Here is a 23137-nt window from a genome sequence, read left to right on the forward strand (position 1 = left end):
CCGTGAATTTTATGGCGTCAAATTGAATCGAAATTGCTCAGGCATCATGGCTGTCGCCTGCGCGCCCGTCGACCTGGCGCAAATGCGCTATGACTGTCATTCGTGTTGTAATCATGGTCAAAACACTGACTGCGAGGATGATCAGTACGACGCCGGTATAGCCGCCTGACCCGATGGAAAAATTGCCGAACAGGGCGGTGGCCTGATCGGCTTCCGGCGTTGCCAGATTGCGTGACGACCACCAGCCGATGATCAGAAAGATCAGGATGGCCAGCGCGCCGCCGCACAATGCGCCTTTCAGGGCGGTCCAGAAAAAGTGCCGCTCGAACTGCCGGGCGACGAATTTCTGTTCCGCGCCGATAAAATGCAGCACTTCGATGATGTGACCATTACCGGCCATGGCGCCGCGCGTGGCAAAAATCACCGTGAGAATCGTCGCGGCGATCACCAGTCCGAGCACCGTCATGCCGATCAGTACGGTGGACCGGGCCATGGACACGAGCCGGTCGACCCAGGTGCGGTGGTCGTCGAAGCTGGCCCCCGGGATATTTTTCACCAGTTCGCTGCGCAGCAGGGCGAAATCCGGCGGGGAGGCTTCGTCGAGCGTAACGACGACCAGCCGCGGCACCGGCAATTCATCGATGTTCAGCCCGGTACCGAGCCACGGTTCCAGCAGCCGGGCCGTGGCTGCCCGGTCGATGACGCGGGTGGATTTGACCCCGGCAAAGCCCTGCGCGAGCTTGCCCGCCTGAACAAGCAGCGCTTCCATGTCCTGGCCCTCGACGGGGCGGATCTGGATGGTGGCTTCGGTCGAAATCTGGCTCTGCCATGTGGCGGCGGTCGACTGCACGAGACTGACCGCGCCGATGGTCAGGCAGGCGAGAAAGGTCATGATGGCGATCACGATCATCAGGGCGTGGCCGACGACATTGCCGGCTGGCACGATGGGTGCCTGTCCGCTCCGGCCGCGCACGAGCTGGATGGCGCGATCGGTCAGATCCGCGGCCAGTTCCCTGAGGCGGGCGGCGTCAATCATAGATGTCGAGCCTCCCCTGATCGAGAATCATGCGGCGGGCATTGACCTGATCCATCAGGGTAAGATCGTGGGTGGCGATAACCACGGCGGTCCCGGAGCGGTTCAGCTCGCCGAACAGGCGCAGCAAACGCCGGGCAAGGGGCGGATCGACATTGCCCGTCGGCTCGTCGGCCAAAAGGATTTCCGGCTGGTCGATCAGGGCGCGCGCAATCGCGGCGCGCTGTTTCTCGCCGCCTGACAGCACCGGCGGCAGCACGTGCATGCGCTCGCCGAGGCCAACCCAGTGCAACAGTTCCTCGACTTCCGCGCGATAGGTGGCTTCCTCCTTGCCGCGTACCCGCAACGGCAGGGCCACGTTCTGGTAGGTCGTCATGTGGTCGAGCAGGCGGAAATCCTGGAACACCACGCCGATGCGGCGGCGCAGCAGCGGCATTTCCTTGGACGAGATCGTCGCAATATCCTTGCCGAAAACCGTGATAAGGCCGCGCGTCGGCTTCAATGTCATGAACAGCAGGCGCAGCAGCGATGTCTTGCCTGCGCCCGACGGGCCGGTCAAAAACTGGAACGAACGGGGTGAAATATGGAGGCTGACATCACGCAGAACCTCCGGGCCCATCCCGTATCGCAAACCGACATTCTCAAAACGAATCAAGCGTGACTTTCCAAGTTTCTCGTGCAGGCGTGTTTTATTCAGCGCGGACGGATTTGACCACCCATCAATCGCCGCATCCGTTCGCCGAAACATTAATTATTAAGCGATAGGTTGCCATAATGAGTCGGAGGATCATGACTGCAACATGGCAGAACGGCCGGAAAACGCGTGATTGCACGGTTTAAAACAATGAGCGGCGAAACTGTTTCGCATATCGGCCCTGCGCTCCACTTCGACAAGGGCGGAGCGGAAGACGCAATCTATGAATCCATGTCACCCCCGTCCTCCCATCCCAATCTGGACGCACACTTCCCTGTAAACGCGCGCATGACAATTCTCCAAAAGTCGCAGGAGGCACAGGCCCGCATGCCGGGCTTTGCCTATTGGCTGCTGGTGCTCCTCGTGGCGGCGTCGACGTTCTGGATCTGCGGCGGGCATGTGCTTTTCAGCCCGCGGCATGCGGCCGGTCCTCATGTTCCGGGCGCGAGCGTGTCCGCGCCCGGGGAACAGCGCGATCCGTTGACCGGGCGCTGATTGCCGGGCGGGAAATGCCTGGGCTTTGCTTTTCGGGCCGATATCGGGCTATAGAGCCTTTCAAACAGGAAAGGCTCCGGGAGCCTTGCTTACCGGAAAATCAGGAAGAGTTGCATGCCGAAAGTTGGCGAGAAGAATATCGATGTTCTGTTCAGCGCGCAGGAGATCGCCAAGCGCAATCTGGAACTGGCGCAGGACATTGTCGCAAAGCGGTTCGACAATCTGCTGGTTATCTCGATCCTCAAGGGGTCATTCATCTTCGCGGCGGACCTGATCCGCGCCATGCACGATGCGGGCGCCGAGCCTGATGTGGAATTCATCACCGTGTCCAGCTATGGCAAGGGCACCGAGAGTAAGGAAGTGCGGCTGCTGCGCGACATCGACAGCGACGTGCACGGCCGCGACGTGCTGTTGATCGACGATATACTGGAATCGGGCAAGACGCTGAAATTCACGCGTGAACTGATGCTGGAGCGCGGCGCGCGCAGCGTCTCCATCGCCGTATTGCTGGACAAGAGCGTGAAGCGCAAAACCGATATCGAAGCGGATTTCAAGGGGTTCGAATGCCCCGACTATTTCGTCGTCGGGTATGGCATGGATGTCGGGCATTCCTTCCGGCAGCTGCCCTATGTCGGTGTCGTCCGGGACTGATTCTCTCGCCTCAGTTGAATTTCAGCAGCCGTTCCAGATAGTCCTTTTCCATCTGCGGGCTCAGCGCATTGCCGAGCCGCTCGCGGATGGCATCGAGGATCTGCCGGGCGCGCTGGATATCGGCTTCCCCGGGCAGCATGTTGCGGTCCGGCCCGAAATTGTTGCCGTTGTTGGATTTGGACGGCCGTCCCAGGGGATCGCGGTCAGTCTGCTGCGGACCGCCCGGCTTGCCGGCCCGGCCCATGGCCTGCATCTGTTTCATCATGTCCTGTCCGCCCTTGCGCAGGGAATCCAGGGCATTGCTCTGCTGGTCAAGCGCCTGTCCGCCATCGGCCTCGCCAAGGGATTTGCGGGCGTCTCCCATGGATTTTCCGGCGTCGCCGAAATCCTTGTTGGGGGTAATGCCCTGGCCGTTCAGATCATCCATCAGCTGCTGCAGGTCGGATTGCAGCTTGCCCTGGCCCTCCTGCAGGCCCTTCAGCGCCTTGGCGACATCCTCCTCTGACATCTGGCCCTGCTGGCCGTCCTGTCCCGTCTGGCCGCCGAATTGGCCATTGTCCTGCATCATGCCATTCTGGCGCTGCTGTTCCAGCCGGTGGGTCTCGTTCATCATTTTCTGCTGGCGCCGCATCAGGTCGCCCAGCTTGTCCATCTGCTGTTTCATCTGGTCGCCCTGGCCATTCTTGCCCTGGGCCTGGCGCATCTGCAGATTGTTCAGCATGTCGTTGAGCTGGGAAAGCAGCTGCTGGGCCTGCTCTTTCGAACCCTGCTTGGCCAGTTCCTCGATCTGCTTGAGGATGCGGTCGATATCCTCCTGCCGCAATTCGCGGGCATTGGGATCGGGCGCCTGCGCCATGTTGGGATTGCGCTGGGCCTGCTGGGCAAGCTCGCGCATATATTTGTTCATGGCCTTGCGCAGGTCGGCCATGCGCTTGTCGATTTCTTCGGGGCTGGCATTCTGCTCGATCGCTTGGCGCAGCGCCTCCTGGGCCTCGCGCAGGCTGCGTTCGGCATCGGACAGGGCGCCGTCTTCGATGCCCCGCGCCACCTGCCACATATAGGCGACGACATCGCGCAGCTGGTCATCGCTCTTCGCAAGGTTCAGCCGGGAACGGATGCTGCGCAGACCCAGATAATGGGCGGGATTCCGGATCGTCTCCTCCGGCCACAGGGTGATGGCATCCAGCATGTTCAGCACATCCGGCTTGGCATTGGCGTTCAGCGCCAGCATGCGCCGCTGCTCGACTACGGCACGCGCCAGCGGATTGGCGAAGGGGCGTTCCGGCATGACGAGGGTCTTGGTCTCGCTCCGGCCTTCCTGCCCGGCATCGTCAACCGCAACAAGGGTCATGCGGATTTCCGACCCGGCCCAGACGTGCTCGGTCAGGTCCCGCGTCGTTTTCGTTTCGCCGCCGTCCGCGCCGCGTTTTGGCAGGCTGAGGGGGATTTCCGGGGCATCGAACAGCGGCCTCGCATCCTTTGCCGGCGGCTGGATCTGCTCGACCTTCGCCTGCGCGCTGGCTGCGCCGTAATCATCTTTGATTTCATAGGCCAGCTCCATCGTGCCGTTGACGGCACTCGACGGTTCCCTGGTGAAGCGGATGGTGGGCGGCTGGTCCGGCAACACGGCAAAGGCCCATTCGGAATGCACGGTGCCACTGTCGATCAGCCCGACCGTGGCGCTGGTATCGAGGGTCAGTTCGAAATTGCGCGGCTGGTCTTTCGCCGGGGCTGCGTCCGCCGCCTTCGCCTCTTCCTTGACCGGGATATCGGCGGGCTTGCCATCCGGCGGGGTCCGCGTCACCCGTTCGGTTCCGTTGCCGCCGATGATGCGGATGGTCAGCGTGCTGTTCTGTGGGACGGTGAACTGTTTTTCCTGGTCATTGGCCGCCGAGGTGAGGAAGACCGGCGGGCGGCCCGTATAACGCGGCGGTGTCACCCAGGCATCGATGCGGGGCGGCAGCGCATTGCTGCTGCTATGGCTCCGGAATGCATCGCCGAGATGTCCGCCGAGCGGACTGCCGGAAAAGGCGAAGGCGATGACGAGAAAGAGACCGACCACGGCCCGCAGGCCCCATGGATCGATTTCCGGGATGTTTGTCCGGGGCAGGCCGCTCTTCAGGCCCCTGATGCGCTCGGCCATGCGCTTGCGGTGTTCGTCCCACAGGGCCTGCGCGAAGGGATCATCCGTGCTGGTCGCCAAAATTTCCGACTGCACGGCAATCGGCTGGTGATCGAGCGTGTTGACGTCTTCGAGACGGCGGCTGACATCGGCGTGTTCCGGCAGGCGGAATCTCAGCAGGGTATAGAGGCACGCCGGAAGCGACAGGACAAACAGTGTCAGCAGGCCGAGCCGGGCAAGATCCGGCATCATGCGGAACAGGCCGAACCAGGCGAAAATCACGAACAGGGCACAGACCAGCAGAAGCGGCAGGGTCCGGGGCCACAGCCGCTCGAATGCGAGGGTCAGCCATGCGGACAAGCGGAGGCGATCGATACTCTTGAAAATATCGAACCTGACCCTTTCAGCGTCCCGCTCATCGGGGTGTTGACCGGTCATCCCTGCTCCATCTCGTCAAGCCTGCGATTCCATCATGACCGCATTGACGCCGGTCAAGAATACCACTCATCGTGGCAAAGGCGAGGCCTTGGCGCAAAAAGCCGTTCACCGTTCTGTGTGCCGGCCCCGTTCAGAGCCAGTCCGGTATGGAATCAAGACCGATCAGTTCGTCATAGGTCGTGCGCGGGCGCACCACATGGAAGCGGTCGCCGCTGACGAGCACTTCCGGCACCAGGAGGCGCGTGTTGTAGGTTCCCGACTGAACCGCGCCATAGGCACCGGCCGTGCCGATGGCGAGGAGGTCGCCGGGGGCCGGGCGCGGCAGGTCGCGGTCAAGACCGAGATAGTCGCCGGTCTCGCAGACGGGACCGACGACATCGCCGCGAATGCGCGGATGCGATGCCGACGGCTCCTTGACCGGGCGGATCGTGTGGAAGGCGTCGTAGAGCGTCGGGCGGATGAGGTCATTCATCGCCGCGTCGACGATGATGAAATTGCGCGCGTCGCCTTCCTTGACGAAAATGACTTCGCTGACCAGGATGCCGGCATTGCCGACGATCAGGCGGCCCGGCTCGAAAATGGTCTTGAGCCCGAGCGGCTTGATATGCTTGGCGACAATCGCCGCATAGGCATCGGGCAGCGGCGGCGGATTGTTGTCGAAATGGTAGGGAATGCCGAGGCCGCCGCCGAGATCGACATGCTTGATGTCGTGGCCGTCGGCCTTGAGGTCGCCGACGAGCTTGGCGAGCAGGGCGAAGGCATCGTCAAACGGTTCCAGATCGGTGATCTGGCTGCCGATATGCATGTCGATGCCGGCGACCTTCAGGCCGGGCAGGCGCGCCGCATGGGCATAGACGGACCGTGCCCTGGCCAGCGGAATGCCGAACTTGTTCTCGGACTTTCCCGTCGAAATCTTCTTGTGGGTCTTGGCATCGACATCGGGATTGATGCGCAGGGACACCGGCGCAATCTTGCCCGCTGCGACGGCACGGCTGGAGAGAAGCTCCAGTTCCGGCTCGGATTCGACGTTGAAGCAGTGAATGCCCGCTGCCAGTGCAAAGTCCATTTCGCCCGGCTTCTTGCCCACGCCGGAAAAGACGATCCTGCTCGCGGGAATTCCAGCCGCCAGGGCGCGGCGCAGCTCGCCTTCCGACACCACATCGGCACCGGAGCCGAGACGCGCCAGGGTTTTCAGGACGGCCTGGTTGGAATTGGCTTTCAAGGCATAGCAGACCAGCGCGTCCATTTCGGCAAAGGCTGCGGCAAAGACCTTGTAATGCCGTTCGATCGTTGCCGTCGAATAGCAGTAGAAGGGGGTGCCGACCGCCCTGGCGATATCGGGAATGCTGACGTCCTCGGCATGGAGAACGCCGTCCTTGTAATCGAAATGGTTCACGAAAAATCAGCCTAGATGATTGAGTCGAGGAAAAAGCGCTTGTCTTGAACGGGTGGCCGTGCCGGTTTCGGCTCGCCGGGTGCCGGTGTGGTCACCGACGCGGGCGGCAGTTCGAGCGGGCCCTTGCGGCCGCAGGCCGACACGGCGCTGACGATGGCAACCGCCATCAGAATTGTCGTGAGGTAGGAACGGCTTGTCATAGATTTTGATCCTGTCGTCCGAAAGTATGTTGTCCTGTCTAACGCATGGAGGAACGCTTTGCATCCCCCATCGTCGGACTTACGATTTCGTGATGCGTTTTTGCCAGAACTTGATCTGCCTGCGCACCTGTTCCGGGGCCGTGCCGCCATAGGATTTGCGGCTGCGCACGGATTTGTCCACGGTAAGGTAACCGAAGATGGCATCGGTGATCCCCGGATGAATGCTCTTGAGGTCATCCAGCGTCAGCTTGCCGAGTTCGCTCTTCTTTTCTTCCGCCAGCGCGACGGCGCGGCCGGTGACATGGTGGGCCTCGCGGAAGGGCAGGCCAAGTTCGCGCACCAGCCAGTCCGCCAGATCGGTGGCGGTGGAATAGCCGGAACCGGCGGCCTTCTTCATGGCTGCGGTGTTGACGGTCATGTCGCCGACCATGCCGGTCATGGCGGCCAGGGCGAGTTCAAGGGTTTCAGCCGCGTCGAACACGGCTTCCTTGTCTTCCTGCATGTCCTTGGAATAGGTCAGCGGCAGGCCCTTCATGACGGTCAGCAGGCCGACGAGCGAGCCGGTGATGCGGCCGGTCTTGGCGCGCACCAGTTCGGCGGCATCGGGGTTCTTCTTCTGCGGCATGATCGACGAGCCGGTGGAGAAGGAATCGGACAGGCGCACGAAGCCGAATTGCGGCGTCGACCAGATGACGATTTCTTCGGCCAGCCGGGAAAGATGCGTGGCGGCAATGGCGGCCATCGACAGGAATTCCAGGGCGTAGTCGCGGTCGGAGACACTGTCGAGCGAATTGCGGGTGGGTTCGCGGAAGCCGAGTTCCTTCGCCGTCATGTGCCGGTCGATGGGGAAGCCGGTTCCGGCGAGCGCGGCGGCGCCGAGCGGCGATTCATCCATGCGCTCGATGGCGTCCTTCACCCGGCTGAGGTCGCGGCCGAACATTTCCACATAGGCCATGCAGTGATGGCCGAAGGTGACGGGCTGCGCGGTCTGCAGATGGGTGAAGCCGGGCATGAGGGTCGCGGCGTGTTCCTCGGCGCGCTTCAGGAAAGCCTCGATCAGCTTTTTGAGCGCGGTTGCCGTGCGCTGGAATTCTTCCTTGACCCACAGGCGGAAATCGACGGCAACCTGATCGTTGCGCGAGCGCGCCGTGTGCAGGCGGCCGGCCGGTGCGCCGATGAGTTCGGCAAGGCGCGACTCGACGTTCATGTGAATGTCTTCAAGTTTGCGTGAGAAAACGAACTTTCCGCTTTCGATCTCTGACAATATCGTGTTCAGGCCCTTTGCGATCTTGTCGTGGTCGTCCGCCGCGATTATGCCGGTTTTCGCAAGCATGGCAGCATGGGCAAGTGAACCGCGAATGTCCTGGGCATAGAGTTTCTGGTCAAACCCGATGGAAGCGTTGATTTCTTCCATGATGGCGGCCGGACCTGAGGCGAAACGGCCTCCCCACATTTCGTTGCTGTTTTTCTTGTCGGACATTGTAAGCCTTGGGTGAACCGGGGTGGATAGACGGAAAGTGTAAGATATGGACAACGGCAACGAAACACAGAAAACCACTTCAGGCGGCAGCAGGAAAATTATTGTTCTTGCCGCGCTTGCAGGCATAGTCGCCGGTGCGGTTGGGGTATACGTGATGGAGCGGCCTTCTGGCAATATTGTTGCCGGAACAAACACGTCCGATCAATGCACCGCCAAGACCGATACGGCGAGGAAGATCGACGCCGCCGCCACCGGCGCCGTGGCGGCCATGCGCGGCGCCGAGAAACCGCAATCCATGTCCGCGCTTTCCTTCACCGGTCCCGATGGCAAGCCGATGCGGCTGGCGGATTTCAAGGGCAAGACCGTCCTCGTCAATCTCTGGGCGACATGGTGCGCGCCCTGCCGTGAAGAAATGCCGGCGCTCGATGCACTGCAGACCAAGAAGGGCGGCGACAATTTCCAGGTCGTGGCGATCAATATCGACACGGGCGACGACCAGAAGCCGAAGGGCTTCCTGGCGGATATCGGGGTGAAATCATTGGCGCTCTATCGCGACCCGACCATGGGCGTGTTCAACGACCTGAAACGCAAGAACCTGGCCTTCGGCCTGCCCGTGACGATGATCGTCGACAAGGAGGGCTGCCAGATCGCTGCCATGAACGGTCCAGCCCCGTGGGAAAGCGATGATGCCGCTCGCCTCATCGATGCGGCCATAGCGGCGCAGTAATTTTTGAAATGCGGCGGGTCGTTGCCACGCCCGCTTTCGCGTCTGGCTGTTGAGAATGTGGGAAAGACGGGCGGTCCATCGGGAGCGCGGGAGTCTTTGGTTGGTGTTGCGGTTGTTGCGATCCCCTGGACCACCCGCCCGGCATCGGTTTTGCCCAATAGTGGATGATTGGACTGAACCTCTCCGGCCCGACAGGTTTTCCTCCCCGTGAAGCTGAAGCGCCGGCCCTTTCCCGACTTTCGAAAGTTTCCGGAAGCATTCCCGCCGGAAAGGACAGGAATGAGAATAAGCGAGGTTGGGAGAACGTGGATAAGTTTTATCCAAATGACATTTCACCCCCCTCTGGGCTGCCGCCCATCTCCCCCACAAGGGGGGAGATCACATCGGCATGAACGCTTTTGCGTTGTTTTCAATGTTGAAGACTGGCTGAAACAGCAATGACAGCTGATCTCCCCCCTTGTGGGGGAGATGTCCGGCAGGACAGAGGGGGGTGTGGCAATATTCTTGCCAAAAAACAAAACCCGCCGGGATTTTCATCCGCGGCGGGTTTTTATGTTAAGAATCAAGAGACCGGATTATTCCGCCTGACCGGCAGCGGCCTTGCGGGCCTTCTTGGCCTTGTACTTGTCGAAACCGGAGGGATCGCCGGGCTTGCGCTCCTTGGGCTTCTTGACCTTTTCCGGCTTTTCCGCGGTCCAGCCTTCCGGCTTGGCCTTGGCGGGCTTGGCCGCCCAGTCGGATCGTGGCTTGTCGTCACGGTCGCGCGGCGGCTTGCGGTCATCCCATTCGCGCTTCTCGCCAAAGTTTTTCTTCGGCTTGAAATCGCTGCGCGGGGAAGAAAAGCCCGCAGCCTCGCTGCGGGTGATGTTCACGCCCTTTTCGCCGGTGCCGTACTGCTTGATGCGGGCCATAAATGCGTCGGCCTTGCTCGCGGTGATCTCGAAGCGGGTTTCGGTTTCGAGAATCTTGATCGAGCCGACATCGGTCTTGGTGATGTCACCGGCCTTGCAGATCAGCGGCAGCAGCCAGCGCGGTTCGGCGCGCTGCTTGCGGCCGACGCTGAGCGAGAACCAGGCGCCGCTTTCGAATTGTTCGAAACGGTCAGAACGCGGCGCGCGCTCGGCGCGGTCACCCCGGCCGGGCCGGTCGTCATAGCTGCCCTTGCGAATGGGCTCGAGAACGTGGGCCGGTGTGTTCGACAGCTCTTCCGGTGCAGGGCGTGCGGCCATCTGCTGGCGCAGATAGGCGGCGGCAATCTGCTCGGCGGAATGCAGGCCGAGAAGCTCGCGCACATGTTCGCCTTCCTCCTCTGTCATCACTTCGGTCAGCGACGGGTCATTGAGGATGCGGTCGTGGTTGCGCTTGTTGATGGCAGCGGCGTCCGGCGGCGGCACCATCGTGGTGCTGAGCTTTGCCATCTGCAGCAGCCGCTCGGCCGAACGGCGGCGTGAAGCCGGCACGATCAGCACGCAGATGCCCTTGCGGCCCGCGCGGCCCGTGCGGCCGCTGCGATGCAGCAGCGTGTCCGGATTGGTCGGCAGGTCGGCATGGATGACGAGATCGAGATTGGGCAGGTCAATACCGCGTGCGGCGACGTCGGTGGCCACGCAGACGCGGGCACGGCCGTCACGCATGGCCTGCAGCGCATTGGTGCGTTCGGCCTGGCTGAGTTCGCCGGAGAGCGAAACAACGGAAAAGCCGCGATTGGACAGGCGGCTGGTCAGATGCTTGACCGCTTCGCGCGTCGCACCGAACACGATGGTGTTCTGGGCATCGTAAAACAGCAGCGCATTGATGATCGCATTTTCGCGCTCACGCGGCGCTACCGGCATGATGTGATATTCAATATCGCTGTGCTGGGACTTTTCGCTGGTTGCGGTGATGCGCACGGCATCGTTCTGGAACTGCTTTGCCAGCTGGGCAATGGGTTTTGGCACCGTGGCCGAGAACATCAGCGTGCGGCGGTCCTTCGGCGCTTCGCCGAGGATGAATTCGAGGTCTTCGCGAAAACCGAGGTCGAGCATTTCATCGGCTTCGTCGAGCACCACGGCGCGCAGTTCGGTCATGTCGAGCGAGCCGCGGGTGATATGGTCGCGCAGACGGCCGGGCGTGCCGACAACGATATGGGCACCGCCCTGCAATGCGCGGCGCTCCTTGGTCATGTCCATGCCGCCGACGCAGGAGGCAATGCGGGCGCCGGTCTTCTCATAGAGCCATTCCAGCTCGCGGCGCACCTGCAGGGCAAGCTCGCGGGTCGGGGCAATCACCAGCGCGTAGGGTGCGCCGATGGAGGTGAAACGGTCTTCGCCTTCAAGCAGCGTCGGCGCAATGGCAATACCGAAGGCAACTGTCTTGCCGGAGCCGGTCTGGGCGGAGACGAGAAGGTCCGCGCCGTTCGCTTCCGGAGCAAGTACGGCTGTCTGCACAGGCGTCAGGGTCTCGTAACCACGGGCCGCCAATGCACCGGACAGCGCCGGGGCGATAGAATCGAAAATAGTCATTAATGAACTTTCAAGTACGTGTTTGGGCTGGTGTTTTCGGCTCGGCATATGTTGGGGCACGAGCGGCACGCATATAGCTTTGTTGCGCTCTCGTAGAGGTTATCGCTCATTTCGTCAATGGCAGGGCGTGGGAAGCCGGTGCAGGGGAGCCTTGCAAATTCGTTGTGGGTAGGCCCGGCAATGACGTATCCCGCCTGCGCCCAAACGATGTCAGACAGCAAACCCTGCCCGTTTCAGGCGGACGATGGCAAGGTCCAGCGCTGACAGGAAGCTGGAGCGGTCTTTGGGCGAAAACGGCCGCGGGCCGCCCGTGATCTGGCCGGCCGAGCGCAGTTCGTCCATCAGGTTGCGCGTGGCCAGCGTGTTGCCGATGGAGGCCTCGGTGAAAGCGCGGCCCGTCGGCGAGATCGCATCGGCGCCGGCCTTCACGCAGCGGCTGGCCAGCGGAATGTCGGCGGTCACCACCACGTCGCCGCGCGATACCCGTTCAGCGATCCAGTCATCGGCAGCGTCGAAACCGTCACTGACGATGACGCGCTCGATCATCGGATCGCGCGGAATGGCCATGAAGGCGTTGGCGACGACATAGACCTTGACGCCGTAGCGTTCGGCAACGCGGTAGATCTCGGCTTTCACCGGACAGGCGTCGGCGTCGACATAGATGGCGATGGTTTTCTGCTCGTTCATGCTCAACCGAAGATGTGAAGGGCGGCAAGGCCGACGGAAGCGGCCAGGCCGATGGCAAAGCCGATGGCGAGTGCAGCCACCAGGAAGCCGGTGCCAAGCCATACGCCATCCTGTTCGCCAAGGCCAATGCTGAGCAGGATAATGCTGAGCGCAGGCAGCTGGTTGATCAGCGGGACGGGGAGAACGACGATGAGCGCCATGACCAGCGCGGCCACGCTGACGATCCGCTCCATGATGATTTGCGGCAGCAGCCAATAGCGCGGGCGGGCCAGCCGTTCGAAGCGGATGAGCAGCGGCTCGAGTTTTCCGACAAAACGGCGGTAGGTTGCCGTGCTGAGGGACTTCCTGCGCAGGAAGGCCGGAAACCACGGATTTTCCAGGCCGATCAGCATTTGCAGGGACAGAAGGATGAGGGGAATGCCGAAGATCGTCGAAGACCCCGGCGGCAGCGGCACCAGGTTGAGCGCCGCAAACAGGATCAGCAGCGCGCCAAAGCTGCGTTCGGAAAGCGCGGACAGGATATCGTCAAACGACACCCTGTCCGCATCCGTTTCGCCGATCTGGACCAGAATGCTGGACAGGCGCCGTTCTGCGGGGTCACCCGAAGGGTCCCAGGGATACGGTTTTCCGTCAGCGTTCATACAGGTCCTCCATCGATGCAACTATGCTTTCGTTGTTGTCTCGGCGACAGACGGGGCCGCAGCGGCCTTTCCATCCATCGTTGGTTCAGTGTGCGGTTCGTCGTTGCGGGTTTTCCAGAGAGAGCTGAAAATACCGGCCGCAAGGATGCCGAGCGTGATCGAGAGTGACCACATCGGCGGTATCTTAGCCAGTCCCAAAGCGTCGGCCACGAAAATCTTTCCGCCAATGAACACAAGCACGAGAGACAGCGCATATTTCAGGTAGACGAAGCGATGGATGAGGCTTGCAAGGGCGAAATACAGCGCCCGCAGGCCAAGGATCGCGAAGATATTCGAGGTGAAGACGATATAGGGATCGGTGGTGATGGCAAAAATCGCCGGGATGGAATCCACCGCGAAGATCACATCCGCCAGCTCCACCATGACGAGTGCAAGGAGCAGCGGGGTAATCCAGGTCTTCGACTTGCCCGTGTGCGGGTCGGTGCGCCGGATCATGAATTTCTGGCCGTGCAGTTCCTCGGTAACGCGAAAGCGCTTGCGCATGAACTTGAAGACCGGATTGGCCGAGACATCGAACTCGTCGTCGCCGGCCATCAGCATGCGGATGCCGGTGATGATCAGGAACGCGGCAAAGAGATAGAGGACCCACTCATATTGTTCGACAATGGCCGCACCCGCCGCGATCATGATGCCGCGAAGGATGACAACGCCGAGAATACCGTAGACGAGCACCCGGTGCTGATATTGCTTGGGAATGGCGAAATAGCCAAAAATCATGGCGATGACGAAAATATTGTCCATCGCCAGGCTCTTCTCGACAACGAAGCCGGTGAGGTACTGCATGCCGGACTCGCTGCCCAGCTCCCACCAGATGAAGCCGCCGAAGGCGACGCCGAGACTGATGTAGAACGCCGAGAGCAAAAGGCTCTGGCGCATGCCTATATCGTGATTTTTTCGGTTGAGAACGCCCAGATCAAGGACGAGAAGAACAAGAACAAGGGCAAAAAAGCCAAGCCACATCCATAGGGGCTTGCCCATGGCATCAACAAACAGAAGCTCCATGTGAAAAATGATCCGCCGGCATCGGTTCCAGATTACAGCTCCGACATCACGAGAGAGCCGGTAACTCTCGCCAGAGGGGCCCGGTGCTGCAATTCTGCCTCAATTGGGGAGGGGCAGGGATCAATGCAAGGGTTTGACGGAAATAAATAATCTGCGGCCGCCGGATCGAACGGCCTCTTGCCCCCGTCAGCGGGTCGGAACCGGGTTCTCGCCGCGATAGTCGTAGAAGCCGCGCCCGGCCTTGCGTCCCAGCCAGCCGGCTTCGACATATTTGACCAGCAGCGGGCAGGGGCGGTATTTCGAATCCGCCAGGCCGTCATGCAACACCTGCATGATCGACAGGCAGGTGTCGAGGCCGATGAAATCGGCAAGCTGCAACGGGCCCATCGGGTGATTGGCGCCCAGTTTCATCGCCGTATCGATGGCTTCGACCGAGCCCACACCCTCATAGAGCACGTAGATGGCTTCGTTGATCATCGGCAGCAGGATGCGGTTGACGATGAAGGCCGGGAAATCTTCGGAAACTGTCAGCGTCTTGTCGAGGCTGGTGACGAATTCGCGCGCGATCTCGAAGGTGACGTTTTCCGTGGCGATGCCGCGGATCAGTTCGACCAGTTTCATCACCGGAACGGGATTCATGAAGTGGATGCCGATGAAGCGTTCCGGCCGGTCCGTGGTGGCGGCAAGCCGCGTGATCGAGATGGAGGAGGTATTGGTTGCAAGAATCGCTTCCGGATTGAGATTGGGGCAGAGCTGGGCAAAAATCTTGCGTTTGACCGTCTCATCTTCCGTTGCCGCCTCGATGGCCAGATCGACACCGGCGAGGTCTTCCATGCGCAGGGCCGGGCGGATGCGTGACATGCCCTTGACGCGCTCGGCTTCCTCAAGCTTGCCGTGGGAAACCTGCCGGGCCATGTTGCCGTTGACGGTGGCGATGGCCTTTTCCAGCTGGTCGGCGGACTGGTCATGGATCAAAACATCATATCCGGCCAGTGCACAGACGTGAGCAATGCCTCCGCCCATTTGTCCCGCGCCAACAATGCCTACAGTTTTGATCGAGCCAGCCATGTTTCCATCCGTTTCTTTTCTTTGCAGCACCAAACTAAATGGCCGGGGTAGCGTTCGTCTACCCCGGCCATGCAGATTCATTTCAATCTTGCGATGAAATTCAAAGCGCTTTTTCGAGTTCCGGCAGGATGACGAAGAGATCGCCGACCAGGCCGTAATCGGCAACCTGGAAAATCGGTGCTTCCTCGTCCTTGTTGATGGCAACGATGACCTTGGAGTCCTTCATGCCGGCCAGATGCTGGATCGCGCCGGAGATGCCGACGGCGATGTAGAGATCAGGGGCAACCACCTTGCCCGTCTGGCCGACCTGCCAGTCATTTGGTGCATAGCCCGCATCGACGGCGGCGCGCGAAGCACCAACCGCAGCGCCGAGCTTGTCGGCCACGGGAAGGATGACTTCCTTGAACTTCTCATTGGAGCCGAGGGCACGGCCGCCGGAGATGATGATCTTGGCCGAGGTCAGTTCCGGACGGTCGCCGCCGGACAGCTTGGCTTCGATGAAGGTGGACAGGCCCGGATTGGCAGCAGCCGAGACCGTCTCGACGGGAGCCAAACCGCCTTCGCCGGCCGCCGCAAAGGTGGCGGTGCGCACGGTGATGACACGCTTGGCATCGGTCGCCTGGACGGTCTGCAGGGCATTGCCCGCATAGATCGGACGCTTGAACGTATCGGGCGCGATGACCTCGATGATATCAGACACCTGCATGACGTCGAGCAGGGCAGCCACGCGCGGCAGGATGTTCTTGCCGTTGGTGGTTGCAGCGGCAATGATCGTGTCATAATTGCCGGCGATCGAAACGATCAGCGCCGCGGTGGCTTCCGCCAGGCGGTTGGCCAGATCGTCGCTGTCGGCAAGCAGGACTTTCTTGACACCGGCAAGCTTGGCGGCCTGGTCGGCAACGCCCTTGGCGCCTTTGCCGGCAACCAGGACATGCACGTCGGAACCGATGGCGAGCGCTGCGGTGAGCGCCTTGGCGGTCTGGTCGGAAAGGGTCTCGTTATCGTGTTCGGCAAAAAGAAGAATAGCCATGGTAAATTCCTTTCCTGATCCTTAGAGAACGCCGGCTTCGTTCTTCAGCTTGCTGACGAGTTCGGCAACGTCCTTGACCTTGACACCCGCCTTGCGGCCGCCCGGCTCCTCGGTCTTCAGGACCTTGAGGCGCGGCTTGGTGTCGACGCCGTAATCGGCTGCGGTCTTTTCATCCAGCGGCTTCTTCTTTGCCTTCATGATGTTCGGCAGGGAAGCGTAGCGCGGCTGGTTGAGGCGCAGGTCCGTCGTGACGATGGCCGGCAGCTTGATTTCGATGGTCTGCAGACCACCGTCGACTTCGCGCGTAACCTTGGCGGCATCACCGCCGAGCTCGACCTTCGAGGCGAAAGTGCCCTGGCTCCAGCCGAGCAAAGCGGACAGCATCTGGCCGGTCTGGTTGGCGTCGTCGTCGATGGCCTGCTTGCCGAGAATGACCAGCTGCGGCTGTTCTGCTTCGACAATGCCCTTGAGGATCTTGGCTACGGCAAGCGGCTCGACGATGTCGTCGACCTTGACCAGAATGCCGCGGTCGGCACCCATGGCGAGCGCCGTGCGGATGGTTTCCTGCGCCTGCGCAGGTCCGATGGAGACAACGACCACTTCCTCGACCTTGCCAGCCTCTTTCAGGCGCAAGGCTTCCTCGACCGCGATTTCGTCGAACGGGTTCATCGACATCTTCACGTTGGCAAGCTCAACGCCCGAACCGTCGCCCTTAACCCTGATCTTCACATTGTAATCGACTACCCGCTTTACCGGTACGAGGACTTTCATGGGGACTCCCTCTCATAAGAACTGCAGACAGATTTAACTGCCGGGCAATGGCACCCGCTTGCCGGATGCCGACATTGAGGTAAAAAAAACGACACGCTGACGTCGTGCGGGACCGTAAATATGAGTAACGTAAAGGTCAATCATTGAGATTGCGCTTATCCGATCTTAAACGATTGAAACTTGCGCGTTCAGCGGCCCCACGGGGGTGAGGGCGGTTCGGGTGGTGTTTGCGGCGGCTGCTTGTCGACGATAACGGCGCGCGGCGAGACAATCGCCCGGTCAAACAGCGGCACGCTGCGGCGTTTGAACGGGACAAGGAGCAGGGCGCCGGCAATGATACCGCCGACATGGCCGGCCCAGGAAATGCGGTCTTCGCCATGGGTGACGAGCATCACGAACTGGAGCCCGATCCAGAGGACGAGCGGATAGAGCGCGGGGATGCGCAGGGGTATCCGGCCGAAAGCCAGCACCCAGACCCGCACACGCGGATGCAGCATCAGATAGGCGGTGATCACGCCGGCAATGGCGGCGGATGCGCCGATCAGCGGCCCTTCGGAAGACGGGTCGAGCGTCCCGTGCAGGAAGGCGCCGGCGGCGGCACAGAGCAGGTAGAAAATCAGGAACTTGATATGGCCCATGGCGTCTTCGACATTGTCGCCGAAGACCCAGAGGAACAGCATGTTGCCACCCAGGTGGAAGATATCGGCATGGAGGAAGGCATAGGTGACATAGGTGAAAGCGGGCGGCACGAAATCATATTGCGGCGGCAGGACTGACATGTGGTGTGCCACGGACGGGATGTAACCGAAGCCGATGGAGGCGGTCTTTGCGTCCGCACCGGCAAGGCTCGTCAGGCCGAAGATCAGCAGGTTGAGCGCGATCAGCGCCAGGGTGACATATTGCAGCTTGATGTATTTGAGGCTGTTGGCGTCGTAGAGTGGAATGAACATCGGCGCCGTTCCCCCGTTCAGCGGTTCTTACCGGGCACCCATAACACGTCCTTCGCGCCGTTGTCATTGACGGCCCGTGCTGCGACGAAGAGAAAATCGGAAACGCGGTTGATGTATTTGAGCGCGGCTGGTGTGACGGCCTCATCCGGCCTTTGCGCCAGCGCCACCATGTGCCGTTCGGCACGCCTTGCCACGGTGCGCGCCAGATGCAGGGCAGCGGAGGCTGCCGATCCGCCCGGCAGGACGAAGGAGCGCAGCGGCGCAAGTTTTTGGTTCAGGCGATCGATGTCCGCTTCGATGCGTGCAACCTGGCTGTCAATGATGCGCAGCGGCTCGTATTCCAGCTTTTCACCGGTATCGGGCGTGGCCAGATCAGCGCCGAGATCAAAGAGATCGTTCTGGATGCGAGCGAGCATCGCGTCGATTTCCGGAAACTCCTCCACCGTATGCAGCCGCGCCAGCCCCACGCAGGCATTGGCTTCGTCGACCGTGCCATAGGCTTCGACGCGCAGGTCATGCTTGAGGCGGCGCTCGCCGCTGCCGAGCCCGGTGGTGCCGTCATCGCCGGTCTTCGTGTAAATCCTGTTGAGCTTGACCATGGCCTACCCCCGCGATCAGCTGGCGGCGCGGTGAAAGTAAATCGCGCCGACGATGAGAATGATCGCCACCAGTTGCAGGAAAATGCGCAGCTGCATCATCTTGTTGGAAAAATTGGCATCGCCGCCCTTCATCATGTTGCGCAGGCCGATCAGAAGCACGACGGTGACGGCGGCAATGGCAACGACTGCCAGGAACTTGAAGATGATATCCATGGTTTTTCCTTTTCTAGCCGGAGCGCTTTCAGGACTGGCCGGCAAGCATGCGGTATAGCGCACGCGATGACAGAAATCTGCGGGCAAAAACCGCAAATTTCGCGGGTCGCGTGACGAGGTAATGCGGTTTGGGACGTGGGTTTTCCAGCGCGTCCTTCAGCACGGTATAGACCGCTTCCGGGCCAAGCTTGGAACGGGACTTGGTGCCGCCCTGCGACAGGCGGGCGATCTGCTTCTGGTAGTCGGCGCGATGCACCGAGTTCTCGACGTCGATATATTTCCCGATCTGCTGCAGCGCATTATGGGTGAAGCGCGAGGCAATCGGTCCCGGCTCGATCAGGGAGACATGAATGCCAGAGCCTTCAAGTTCCATGCGCTGGACCAGCATCAGGCCTTCCAGCGCGAATTTCGACGCGACATAGGCACCGCGCCATTTCATCGGCACGAGCCCGAGAATTGACGAGCAATGCACGATCCGCCCGTGGCCCTGGCGGCGCATGACGGGGACGATGTGCCGGGTCAGTTCATGCCAGCCGAAGAAATTGGCATCGAATTGTTCGCGCAAGCCTTCGATCGGCAGGTCTTCCACGGCACCCGGCAGCGCGTAGGCGCCATTGTTGTAAAGCGCATCGAGCGTGCCGCCGGTCGCGGCAAGCACATCGTCAACCAGCGCCTTGATGGAATCCGGCTCGCGATAATCGAGATAATGGGCGGACAGGCCATCGGCTTTCAGGGCGGCGATATCTTCGTTTCGCCGCGCGGTTGCAAAGACCTGCCAGCCATCCGCCTTGAGCGCGCGGGCGCAGTGCGCGCCGATGCCGCTGGAACATCCTGTGATCAAAATCGTTCTGGAACTGGTCATTCTTTTCCGATTGCTGCAAACCGAACGGGACATCAAAAAAAGACTTCACATATTCGCCTGTGCCTTGCAATGTCACGAGCCAAAGGGGCAAACCATTTTCGATGCGTAGAGTATATGTTTTTCTCCGGCGGGTGACCTTCGATACATTGAGGCATTTCAGCACGGATGACGGCTGGGCTCTGGCCAGCCACGTGGCGCTTTCGGGCATCCTGGCGCTGTTTCCCTTCCTGATTTTCGCCACTTCCCTTGCCAGCTTTCTCGGTGCCAGCGCCTTTACCGATACGGCGGTGCATGTGGTGTTCGACACCTGGCCGGAGGTCATCGCCCGGCCGATCGCGCAGGAGGTGCGCAATGTTCTCAACGTCCAGCGCGGCGGACTTCTGACCATCAGCGTGATCGCCGCCGCCTACTTTGCCTCCAACGGCATCGAAGCGCTGCGCATCGCGCTCAACCGTGCCTACCGGGTGGTGGATACACGTTCGATCATCTATTGCCGTTTGCAGAGCCTCGGCTACGTGATTGTGGCTACCATCGGCATCATGGCCATCAGTTTTCTCCTGGTGCTGGCGCCGCTGGCGGTGCGCATCGCCAGCAAATGGGTTCCCGAGCTTGACGTTCTGTCCGGTACCATCGGCTTCTGGCGCTACTGCATTGCCTCAGCCGTGCTGATCGTCGGGTTGCTGGTGGCGCATCTATGGCTGCCGGCGGGACGGCGCAAACTCATCGATATCCTGCCGGGCATCCTCGTGACCCTGCTGGCATGGATCGTTGGTGCATCGATTTTCGCGAGCTATCTCGAGACGTTCGCATCCTACGTGTCGACCTATGCGGGGCTGGCCTCGATCATGGCGGCGATCGTCTTCCTCTATATCATCGCCGCGATTTTCATCATCGGTGCCGAGGTCAATGCCGCCATCATCCACTACCGCGAGGGCAGGGTCGCCAAGCGCTTCTGACCGGTTGACAGCGCGACGCCAAGCGTTGCCACCACCATGCCGCACAGCTGGAACAGTGTCAGCGTTTCGCCGAAAAGCATATAGGCCATCAGCGCGGTCACGCCGGGCACGAGATAGAACAGCGAAGCAACCTTCGACACGGCGCCCTGATTGATCAGCACCATCAGCAGCAGCACCGCGCCGATCGACAGCACGAAGACCAGCCAGAACAGCGCGAAGCCGAGAGGCGCGGCCCAGATCACCGTGTGGGTCTCGAACAGCAGCGAAAAGAGACCGGTCAGCACCCCGGCGCCGATATATTGCAGGGTTGTGCCGGCCTTCAGGTCAATGGTGCCGACAAAGCGTTTCTGCCAAACGGTTCCGGCGCTGATGGCGAGGACCGAAAGGATCGACGCGCCGACCGTTGCCGGCGTGATGCCATCGGCGGCAATCGACAGTTTGGGCCAGAGCACCATGGCGACGCCGATAAAGCCGACCGCCAGTCCGGCCCAGTGACGCGGCTGGATTTTCTCGCCGAGAACCACTCCGGCAATCAGTGCCGTGATCAGCGGCTGCAGGCCGACCACCAGTGCCGACATGCCCGCAGGCAGGCCGCGATGAATGGCCCAGAACACGGCGCCGAGATAGACACCGTGGATCAGGCAGCCGGCGATGATGGCGTGCATGGCGCCGCGCCCGCTCGGCCAATGGTTGCCGGCCACGACGACCCATGTGCCGAGAATGGCCGCGGCAATGGCGAACCGGACGGTGAGGAACAGGAACGGTTCCATATAAGGCATGGCATAGCGGGCGCCGATGAAGCCGGTGGCCCACAGGAGGACGAACAGGGCGGGAAAGTAACGGACGGGCATGATGGGTGACCGGATCACGGGACGAGTTGTGATGCAGGTTTATACGAACACCGGTCTTGCAGCCAGATGTTGTTTTAAGGTTGTGGCGTCAATCCGACCAGGCTGACGACGCCGTCGCGGGTCATCCCTGCCGCACGCAGGGAACGCAGCGAGGTATCCCGGCGGCTTTTGGACAGCTTTTGGCCGTCGTGATCGAGGATCAACCTGTGATGGTTATAGACCGGCGGTTGCAGCCCGAGAATATGCTGCAGAAGGCGGTGGATGCCGGTGGCATGAAACAGATCCCTGCCGCGCACCACATGGCTGATGCCCTGCAGCGCATCATCGATGACGACGGAGAGGTGATAGCTGGTCGGCATGTCCTTGCGGGCGATGATGACATCGCCCCAATCCTGTGGCCGGGCTGCGATATCAGACCCGCCATCCGCGGTTTCGTGCCAGAACAGCGGCTCCCCCGCCTGTTCAAGCGCGCGGTCCATGTGGAGCCGCCATGAAAATGGCTGTCCGCCGTCCATCCGCCGCTGGCGCTCCCGTTTGGAAATCGTACGGTCGATTGCCGGATAAAGCGCCGCGCCATCCGGATCGTGCGGCCATATCAGCCCCTTGGCGGTGGCCTTCTGCATTTCCCGTTTGATGTCGCCGCGGCTAAGGAAGGCGGGGTATACGAGGTCCATGCGGATCAGGCGGTCGAGCACATCGCGGTAGACGCCGAAATGCTCGGACTGGCGGCGCACCGGCGTTTCCCAGTCAAGCCCCAGCCAGTGCAAATCCTCCTGCATGGCGGTTTCAAGTTCGGGTGTGCAGCGCTCGCGGTCGATATCCTCCATGCGCAGCAGAAGCCGCCCGCCTGACGCCCGCGCCATCTGCCGGTTGAGCAGGGCGGAATAGGCATGGCCGAGATGCAGATGGCCATTGGGACTGGGAGCAAAGCGGAAAACCGGGACAGTCATGAACTGGGATTCTTGCGTGAGGACCTTGTCGATTGATACGGTGTTTGTCTTGAGATGAAAAGTGAACGGTTCCATGCGCAGAATAGACACGCTTGATGATGTTGCGGAAGGGCTGACGGCCCTCCTTGCGGCGCACCCCGAACTGGCGGCCATTGCCGAGCGGGCCGGGCCCTTGCCGCTGCGGCGGCAGGCGCCCGGTTTTGCGAGCCTCGCCTCGGTCATCGTCTCGCAGCAGGTATCGAAGGCCAGCGCCGATTCGATCTGGAAGCGGCTGATCCAGCACGTCGATCCGCTGACCCCGGAAAATTATATGAGGGCAGGAGAGGAGGCCTGGCGCCTGGCGGGCCTGTCGCGCGCCAAGCAGGCGACGCTCGCCCGGATCAGCGAAGCGATCATCGCCCGGGAACTGGACCTCTTCGACCTGTGCGACCGGCCGGTCGACGAGGCCATGGCTGTGATGACCAATGTGAAGGGGATCGGTCCGTGGACCGCAGAGGTCTATCTCCTGTTTTCGGCCGGACATGCGGATGTCTTCCCGTCGGGCGACGTTGCCCTGCAGCACGCCTATGCCCATGCCTATGCCGAATCAGTGAAACCTGATTCGAAATCCCTGCGCCTTTTGGCGGAGCGCTGGTCGCCGTGGAGGGGTGTCGCAGCCCGGCTTTTCTGGGCTTATTACGCCGCAACCCGTGGCCGGGATGGCACACCGGTTGGATGAAGCTGAAATAACGGCGTTTTTCGCAGCCTGCGATGCAATGCC

24 protein-coding genes are annotated in these 23137 nt (G+C 61.2%); 5 read left to right on the top strand and 19 right to left on the bottom strand.

Annotated features, from left to right (window positions below; all coding sequences use genetic code 11):
• Nucleotides 1-37: 37 nt before the first annotated feature.
• Both C5750_RS14290 and ftsE read right to left on the bottom strand, forming a co-directional pair.
• Nucleotides 38-1036 (bottom strand): cell division protein FtsX, encoded by a 999-nt coding sequence (locus C5750_RS14290; RefSeq protein ID WP_105734526.1) that lies wholly within the window; start codon nucleotides 1034-1036, stop codon nucleotides 38-40.
• Complete coding sequence (gene ftsE, locus C5750_RS14295) at nucleotides 1029-1652, bottom strand: cell division ATP-binding protein FtsE (protein ID WP_245421113.1); 624 nt, start codon at nucleotides 1650-1652, stop codon at nucleotides 1029-1031. Before ftsE ends, C5750_RS14290 begins: the two co-directional genes overlap by 8 nt.
• Nucleotides 1653-1877: 225 nt before the next feature.
• Between ftsE and C5750_RS14300 the strand changes: the two genes are divergently transcribed.
• Both C5750_RS14300 and hpt read left to right on the top strand, forming a co-directional pair.
• On the top strand, nucleotides 1878-2222 hold the full coding sequence (locus C5750_RS14300) for a hypothetical protein (protein ID WP_105734528.1): 345 nt from the start codon (nucleotides 1878-1880) through the stop codon (nucleotides 2220-2222).
• 114 nt (nucleotides 2223-2336) lie between these two features.
• Nucleotides 2337-2873, top strand: a complete 537-nt coding sequence (hpt, locus tag C5750_RS14305; protein ID WP_105734529.1) for a hypoxanthine phosphoribosyltransferase — start codon at nucleotides 2337-2339, stop codon at nucleotides 2871-2873.
• 10 nt (nucleotides 2874-2883) lie between these two features.
• On the opposite strand, the gene C5750_RS14310 is transcribed toward hpt, so the two are convergent.
• The 4 genes from C5750_RS14310 to argH all read right to left on the bottom strand — a co-directional run bounded on the left by C5750_RS14310 (nucleotide 2884) and on the right by argH (nucleotide 8509).
• Nucleotides 2884-5433 carry a TIGR02302 family protein gene (locus tag C5750_RS14310; RefSeq protein ID WP_105734530.1) on the bottom strand — a complete coding sequence of 850 codons (2550 nt, stop codon included), beginning with the start codon at nucleotides 5431-5433 and terminating at the stop codon, nucleotides 2884-2886.
• Nucleotides 5434-5563: 130 nt separating this feature from the next.
• Nucleotides 5564-6829, bottom strand: coding sequence for a diaminopimelate decarboxylase (lysA, locus tag C5750_RS14315; RefSeq protein WP_105734531.1), 1266 nt, complete (start codon nucleotides 6827-6829; stop codon nucleotides 5564-5566).
• Nucleotides 6830-6840: 11 nt separating this feature from the next.
• A complete protein-coding gene (lptM, locus tag C5750_RS26575) occupies nucleotides 6841-7029 on the bottom strand; it encodes an LPS translocon maturation chaperone LptM (RefSeq protein WP_158531337.1) in 189 nt (62 codons plus the stop codon).
• 79 nt (nucleotides 7030-7108) lie between these two features.
• Complete coding sequence (argH, locus tag C5750_RS14325; RefSeq protein ID WP_105734533.1) at nucleotides 7109-8509, bottom strand: argininosuccinate lyase; 1401 nt, start codon at nucleotides 8507-8509, stop codon at nucleotides 7109-7111.
• Between the two features lie 46 nt (nucleotides 8510-8555).
• On the opposite strand from argH, the gene tlpA reads away from it, so the two are divergent.
• A complete protein-coding gene (tlpA, locus tag C5750_RS14330; RefSeq protein ID WP_105734534.1) occupies nucleotides 8556-9236 on the top strand; it encodes a thiol:disulfide interchange protein TlpA in 681 nt (226 codons plus the stop codon).
• Nucleotides 9237-9811: 575 nt separating this feature from the next.
• Here the strand turns inward: tlpA and C5750_RS14340 are convergent.
• The 11 genes from C5750_RS14340 to C5750_RS14390 all read right to left on the bottom strand — a co-directional run bounded on the left by C5750_RS14340 (nucleotide 9812) and on the right by C5750_RS14390 (nucleotide 19620).
• Complete coding sequence (locus tag C5750_RS14340; RefSeq protein WP_105734535.1) at nucleotides 9812-11737, bottom strand: DEAD/DEAH box helicase; 1926 nt, start codon at nucleotides 11735-11737, stop codon at nucleotides 9812-9814.
• A 210-nt stretch (nucleotides 11738-11947) separates the two neighbouring features.
• Entirely contained in the window at nucleotides 11948-12424 is a 477-nt protein-coding gene (locus C5750_RS14345) for a YaiI/YqxD family protein (protein WP_105734536.1), read from the bottom strand.
• 2 nt (nucleotides 12425-12426) lie between these two features.
• Entirely contained in the window at nucleotides 12427-13065 is a 639-nt protein-coding gene (locus tag C5750_RS14350; protein WP_105734537.1) for an exopolysaccharide biosynthesis protein, read from the bottom strand.
• A 21-nt stretch (nucleotides 13066-13086) separates the two neighbouring features.
• Nucleotides 13087-14127 (bottom strand): TerC family protein, encoded by a 1041-nt coding sequence (locus C5750_RS14355; RefSeq protein WP_105734538.1) that lies wholly within the window; start codon nucleotides 14125-14127, stop codon nucleotides 13087-13089.
• A gap of 186 nt (nucleotides 14128-14313) precedes the next feature.
• The gene (locus tag C5750_RS14360; RefSeq protein WP_105734539.1) at nucleotides 14314-15195 is read right to left on the bottom strand and encodes a 3-hydroxybutyryl-CoA dehydrogenase; all 882 of its coding nucleotides are present in this window, start codon (nucleotides 15193-15195) and stop codon (nucleotides 14314-14316) included.
• A 100-nt stretch (nucleotides 15196-15295) separates the two neighbouring features.
• Nucleotides 15296-16225: an electron transfer flavoprotein subunit alpha/FixB family protein gene (locus tag C5750_RS14365; protein ID WP_105734540.1), complete on the bottom strand. Its 930-nt coding sequence runs from the start codon at nucleotides 16223-16225 to the stop codon at nucleotides 15296-15298.
• A gap of 21 nt (nucleotides 16226-16246) precedes the next feature.
• The gene (locus C5750_RS14370; protein WP_105734541.1) at nucleotides 16247-16996 is read right to left on the bottom strand and encodes an electron transfer flavoprotein subunit beta/FixA family protein; all 750 of its coding nucleotides are present in this window, start codon (nucleotides 16994-16996) and stop codon (nucleotides 16247-16249) included.
• A 188-nt stretch (nucleotides 16997-17184) separates the two neighbouring features.
• On the bottom strand, nucleotides 17185-17946 hold the full coding sequence (locus C5750_RS14375; RefSeq protein WP_105734542.1) for a rhomboid family intramembrane serine protease: 762 nt from the start codon (nucleotides 17944-17946) through the stop codon (nucleotides 17185-17187).
• A gap of 17 nt (nucleotides 17947-17963) precedes the next feature.
• Complete coding sequence (locus C5750_RS14380; RefSeq protein WP_105734543.1) at nucleotides 17964-18545, bottom strand: cob(I)yrinic acid a,c-diamide adenosyltransferase; 582 nt, start codon at nucleotides 18543-18545, stop codon at nucleotides 17964-17966.
• Between the two features lie 15 nt (nucleotides 18546-18560).
• Complete coding sequence (locus C5750_RS14385; RefSeq protein WP_105734544.1) at nucleotides 18561-18758, bottom strand: twin transmembrane helix small protein; 198 nt, start codon at nucleotides 18756-18758, stop codon at nucleotides 18561-18563.
• Between the two features lie 28 nt (nucleotides 18759-18786).
• The gene (locus tag C5750_RS14390; protein WP_105734545.1) at nucleotides 18787-19620 is read right to left on the bottom strand and encodes an SDR family oxidoreductase; all 834 of its coding nucleotides are present in this window, start codon (nucleotides 19618-19620) and stop codon (nucleotides 18787-18789) included.
• Nucleotides 19621-19721: 101 nt separating this feature from the next.
• Between C5750_RS14390 and C5750_RS14395 the strand changes: the two genes are divergently transcribed.
• On the top strand, nucleotides 19722-20576 hold the full coding sequence (locus C5750_RS14395; RefSeq protein WP_105734546.1) for a YihY/virulence factor BrkB family protein: 855 nt from the start codon (nucleotides 19722-19724) through the stop codon (nucleotides 20574-20576).
• On the opposite strand, the gene C5750_RS14400 is transcribed toward C5750_RS14395, so the two are convergent.
• Nucleotides 20543-21427 (bottom strand): DMT family transporter, encoded by an 885-nt coding sequence (locus tag C5750_RS14400; protein ID WP_105734547.1) that lies wholly within the window; start codon nucleotides 21425-21427, stop codon nucleotides 20543-20545. The two genes, C5750_RS14395 and C5750_RS14400, sit on opposite strands and share 34 nt — an antisense overlap.
• 74 nt (nucleotides 21428-21501) lie before the next feature.
• A complete protein-coding gene (gluQRS, locus tag C5750_RS14405) occupies nucleotides 21502-22377 on the bottom strand; it encodes a tRNA glutamyl-Q(34) synthetase GluQRS (protein WP_105734650.1) in 876 nt (291 codons plus the stop codon).
• Nucleotides 22378-22450: 73 nt separating this feature from the next.
• Here gluQRS and C5750_RS14410 point away from each other — a divergent pair, with 73 nt between their 5' ends.
• Nucleotides 22451-23095 carry a DNA-3-methyladenine glycosylase family protein gene (locus tag C5750_RS14410; RefSeq protein ID WP_105734548.1) on the top strand — a complete coding sequence of 215 codons (645 nt, stop codon included), beginning with the start codon at nucleotides 22451-22453 and terminating at the stop codon, nucleotides 23093-23095.
• Nucleotides 23096-23137: the final 42 nt, after the last annotated feature.

It is taken from the genome of Phyllobacterium myrsinacearum, assembly GCF_002980555.1.
Classification (GTDB): domain Bacteria; phylum Pseudomonadota; class Alphaproteobacteria; order Rhizobiales; family Rhizobiaceae; genus Phyllobacterium; species Phyllobacterium myrsinacearum.

Coding starts and splice junctions, on each gene's coding strand:
- C5750_RS14290 (WP_105734526.1), bottom strand. CDS start 1,036: ATGATTGACGCCGCCCGCCTCAGGGAACTGGCCGCGGATCTGACCGAT.
- ftsE (WP_245421113.1), bottom strand. CDS start 1,652: ATGGGCCCGGAGGTTCTGCGTGATGTCAGCCTCCATATTTCACCCCGT.
- C5750_RS14300 (WP_105734528.1), top strand. CDS start 1,878: ATGAGCGGCGAAACTGTTTCGCATATCGGCCCTGCGCTCCACTTCGAC.
- hpt (WP_105734529.1), top strand. CDS start 2,337: ATGCCGAAAGTTGGCGAGAAGAATATCGATGTTCTGTTCAGCGCGCAG.
- C5750_RS14310 (WP_105734530.1), bottom strand. CDS start 5,433: ATGACCGGTCAACACCCCGATGAGCGGGACGCTGAAAGGGTCAGGTTC.
- lptM (WP_158531337.1), bottom strand. CDS start 7,029: ATGACAAGCCGTTCCTACCTCACGACAATTCTGATGGCGGTTGCCATC.
- argH (WP_105734533.1), bottom strand. CDS start 8,509: ATGTCCGACAAGAAAAACAGCAACGAAATGTGGGGAGGCCGTTTCGCC.
- tlpA (WP_105734534.1), top strand. CDS start 8,556: ATGGACAACGGCAACGAAACACAGAAAACCACTTCAGGCGGCAGCAGG.
- C5750_RS14340 (WP_105734535.1), bottom strand. CDS start 11,737: ATGACTATTTTCGATTCTATCGCCCCGGCGCTGTCCGGTGCATTGGCG.
- C5750_RS14345 (WP_105734536.1), bottom strand. CDS start 12,424: ATGAACGAGCAGAAAACCATCGCCATCTATGTCGACGCCGACGCCTGT.
- C5750_RS14350 (WP_105734537.1), bottom strand. CDS start 13,065: ATGAACGCTGACGGAAAACCGTATCCCTGGGACCCTTCGGGTGACCCC.
- C5750_RS14355 (WP_105734538.1), bottom strand. CDS start 14,127: ATGGAGCTTCTGTTTGTTGATGCCATGGGCAAGCCCCTATGGATGTGG.
- C5750_RS14360 (WP_105734539.1), bottom strand. CDS start 15,195: ATGGCTGGCTCGATCAAAACTGTAGGCATTGTTGGCGCGGGACAAATG.
- C5750_RS14365 (WP_105734540.1), bottom strand. CDS start 16,225: ATGGCTATTCTTCTTTTTGCCGAACACGATAACGAGACCCTTTCCGAC.
- C5750_RS14370 (WP_105734541.1), bottom strand. CDS start 16,996: ATGAAAGTCCTCGTACCGGTAAAGCGGGTAGTCGATTACAATGTGAAG.
- C5750_RS14375 (WP_105734542.1), bottom strand. CDS start 17,946: ATGTTCATTCCACTCTACGACGCCAACAGCCTCAAATACATCAAGCTG.
- C5750_RS14380 (WP_105734543.1), bottom strand. CDS start 18,545: ATGGTCAAGCTCAACAGGATTTACACGAAGACCGGCGATGACGGCACC.
- C5750_RS14385 (WP_105734544.1), bottom strand. CDS start 18,758: ATGGATATCATCTTCAAGTTCCTGGCAGTCGTTGCCATTGCCGCCGTC.
- C5750_RS14390 (WP_105734545.1), bottom strand. CDS start 19,620: ATGACCAGTTCCAGAACGATTTTGATCACAGGATGTTCCAGCGGCATC.
- C5750_RS14395 (WP_105734546.1), top strand. CDS start 19,722: ATGCGTAGAGTATATGTTTTTCTCCGGCGGGTGACCTTCGATACATTG.
- C5750_RS14400 (WP_105734547.1), bottom strand. CDS start 21,427: ATGCCCGTCCGTTACTTTCCCGCCCTGTTCGTCCTCCTGTGGGCCACC.
- gluQRS (WP_105734650.1), bottom strand. CDS start 22,377: ATGACTGTCCCGGTTTTCCGCTTTGCTCCCAGTCCCAATGGCCATCTG.
- C5750_RS14410 (WP_105734548.1), top strand. CDS start 22,451: ATGCGCAGAATAGACACGCTTGATGATGTTGCGGAAGGGCTGACGGCC.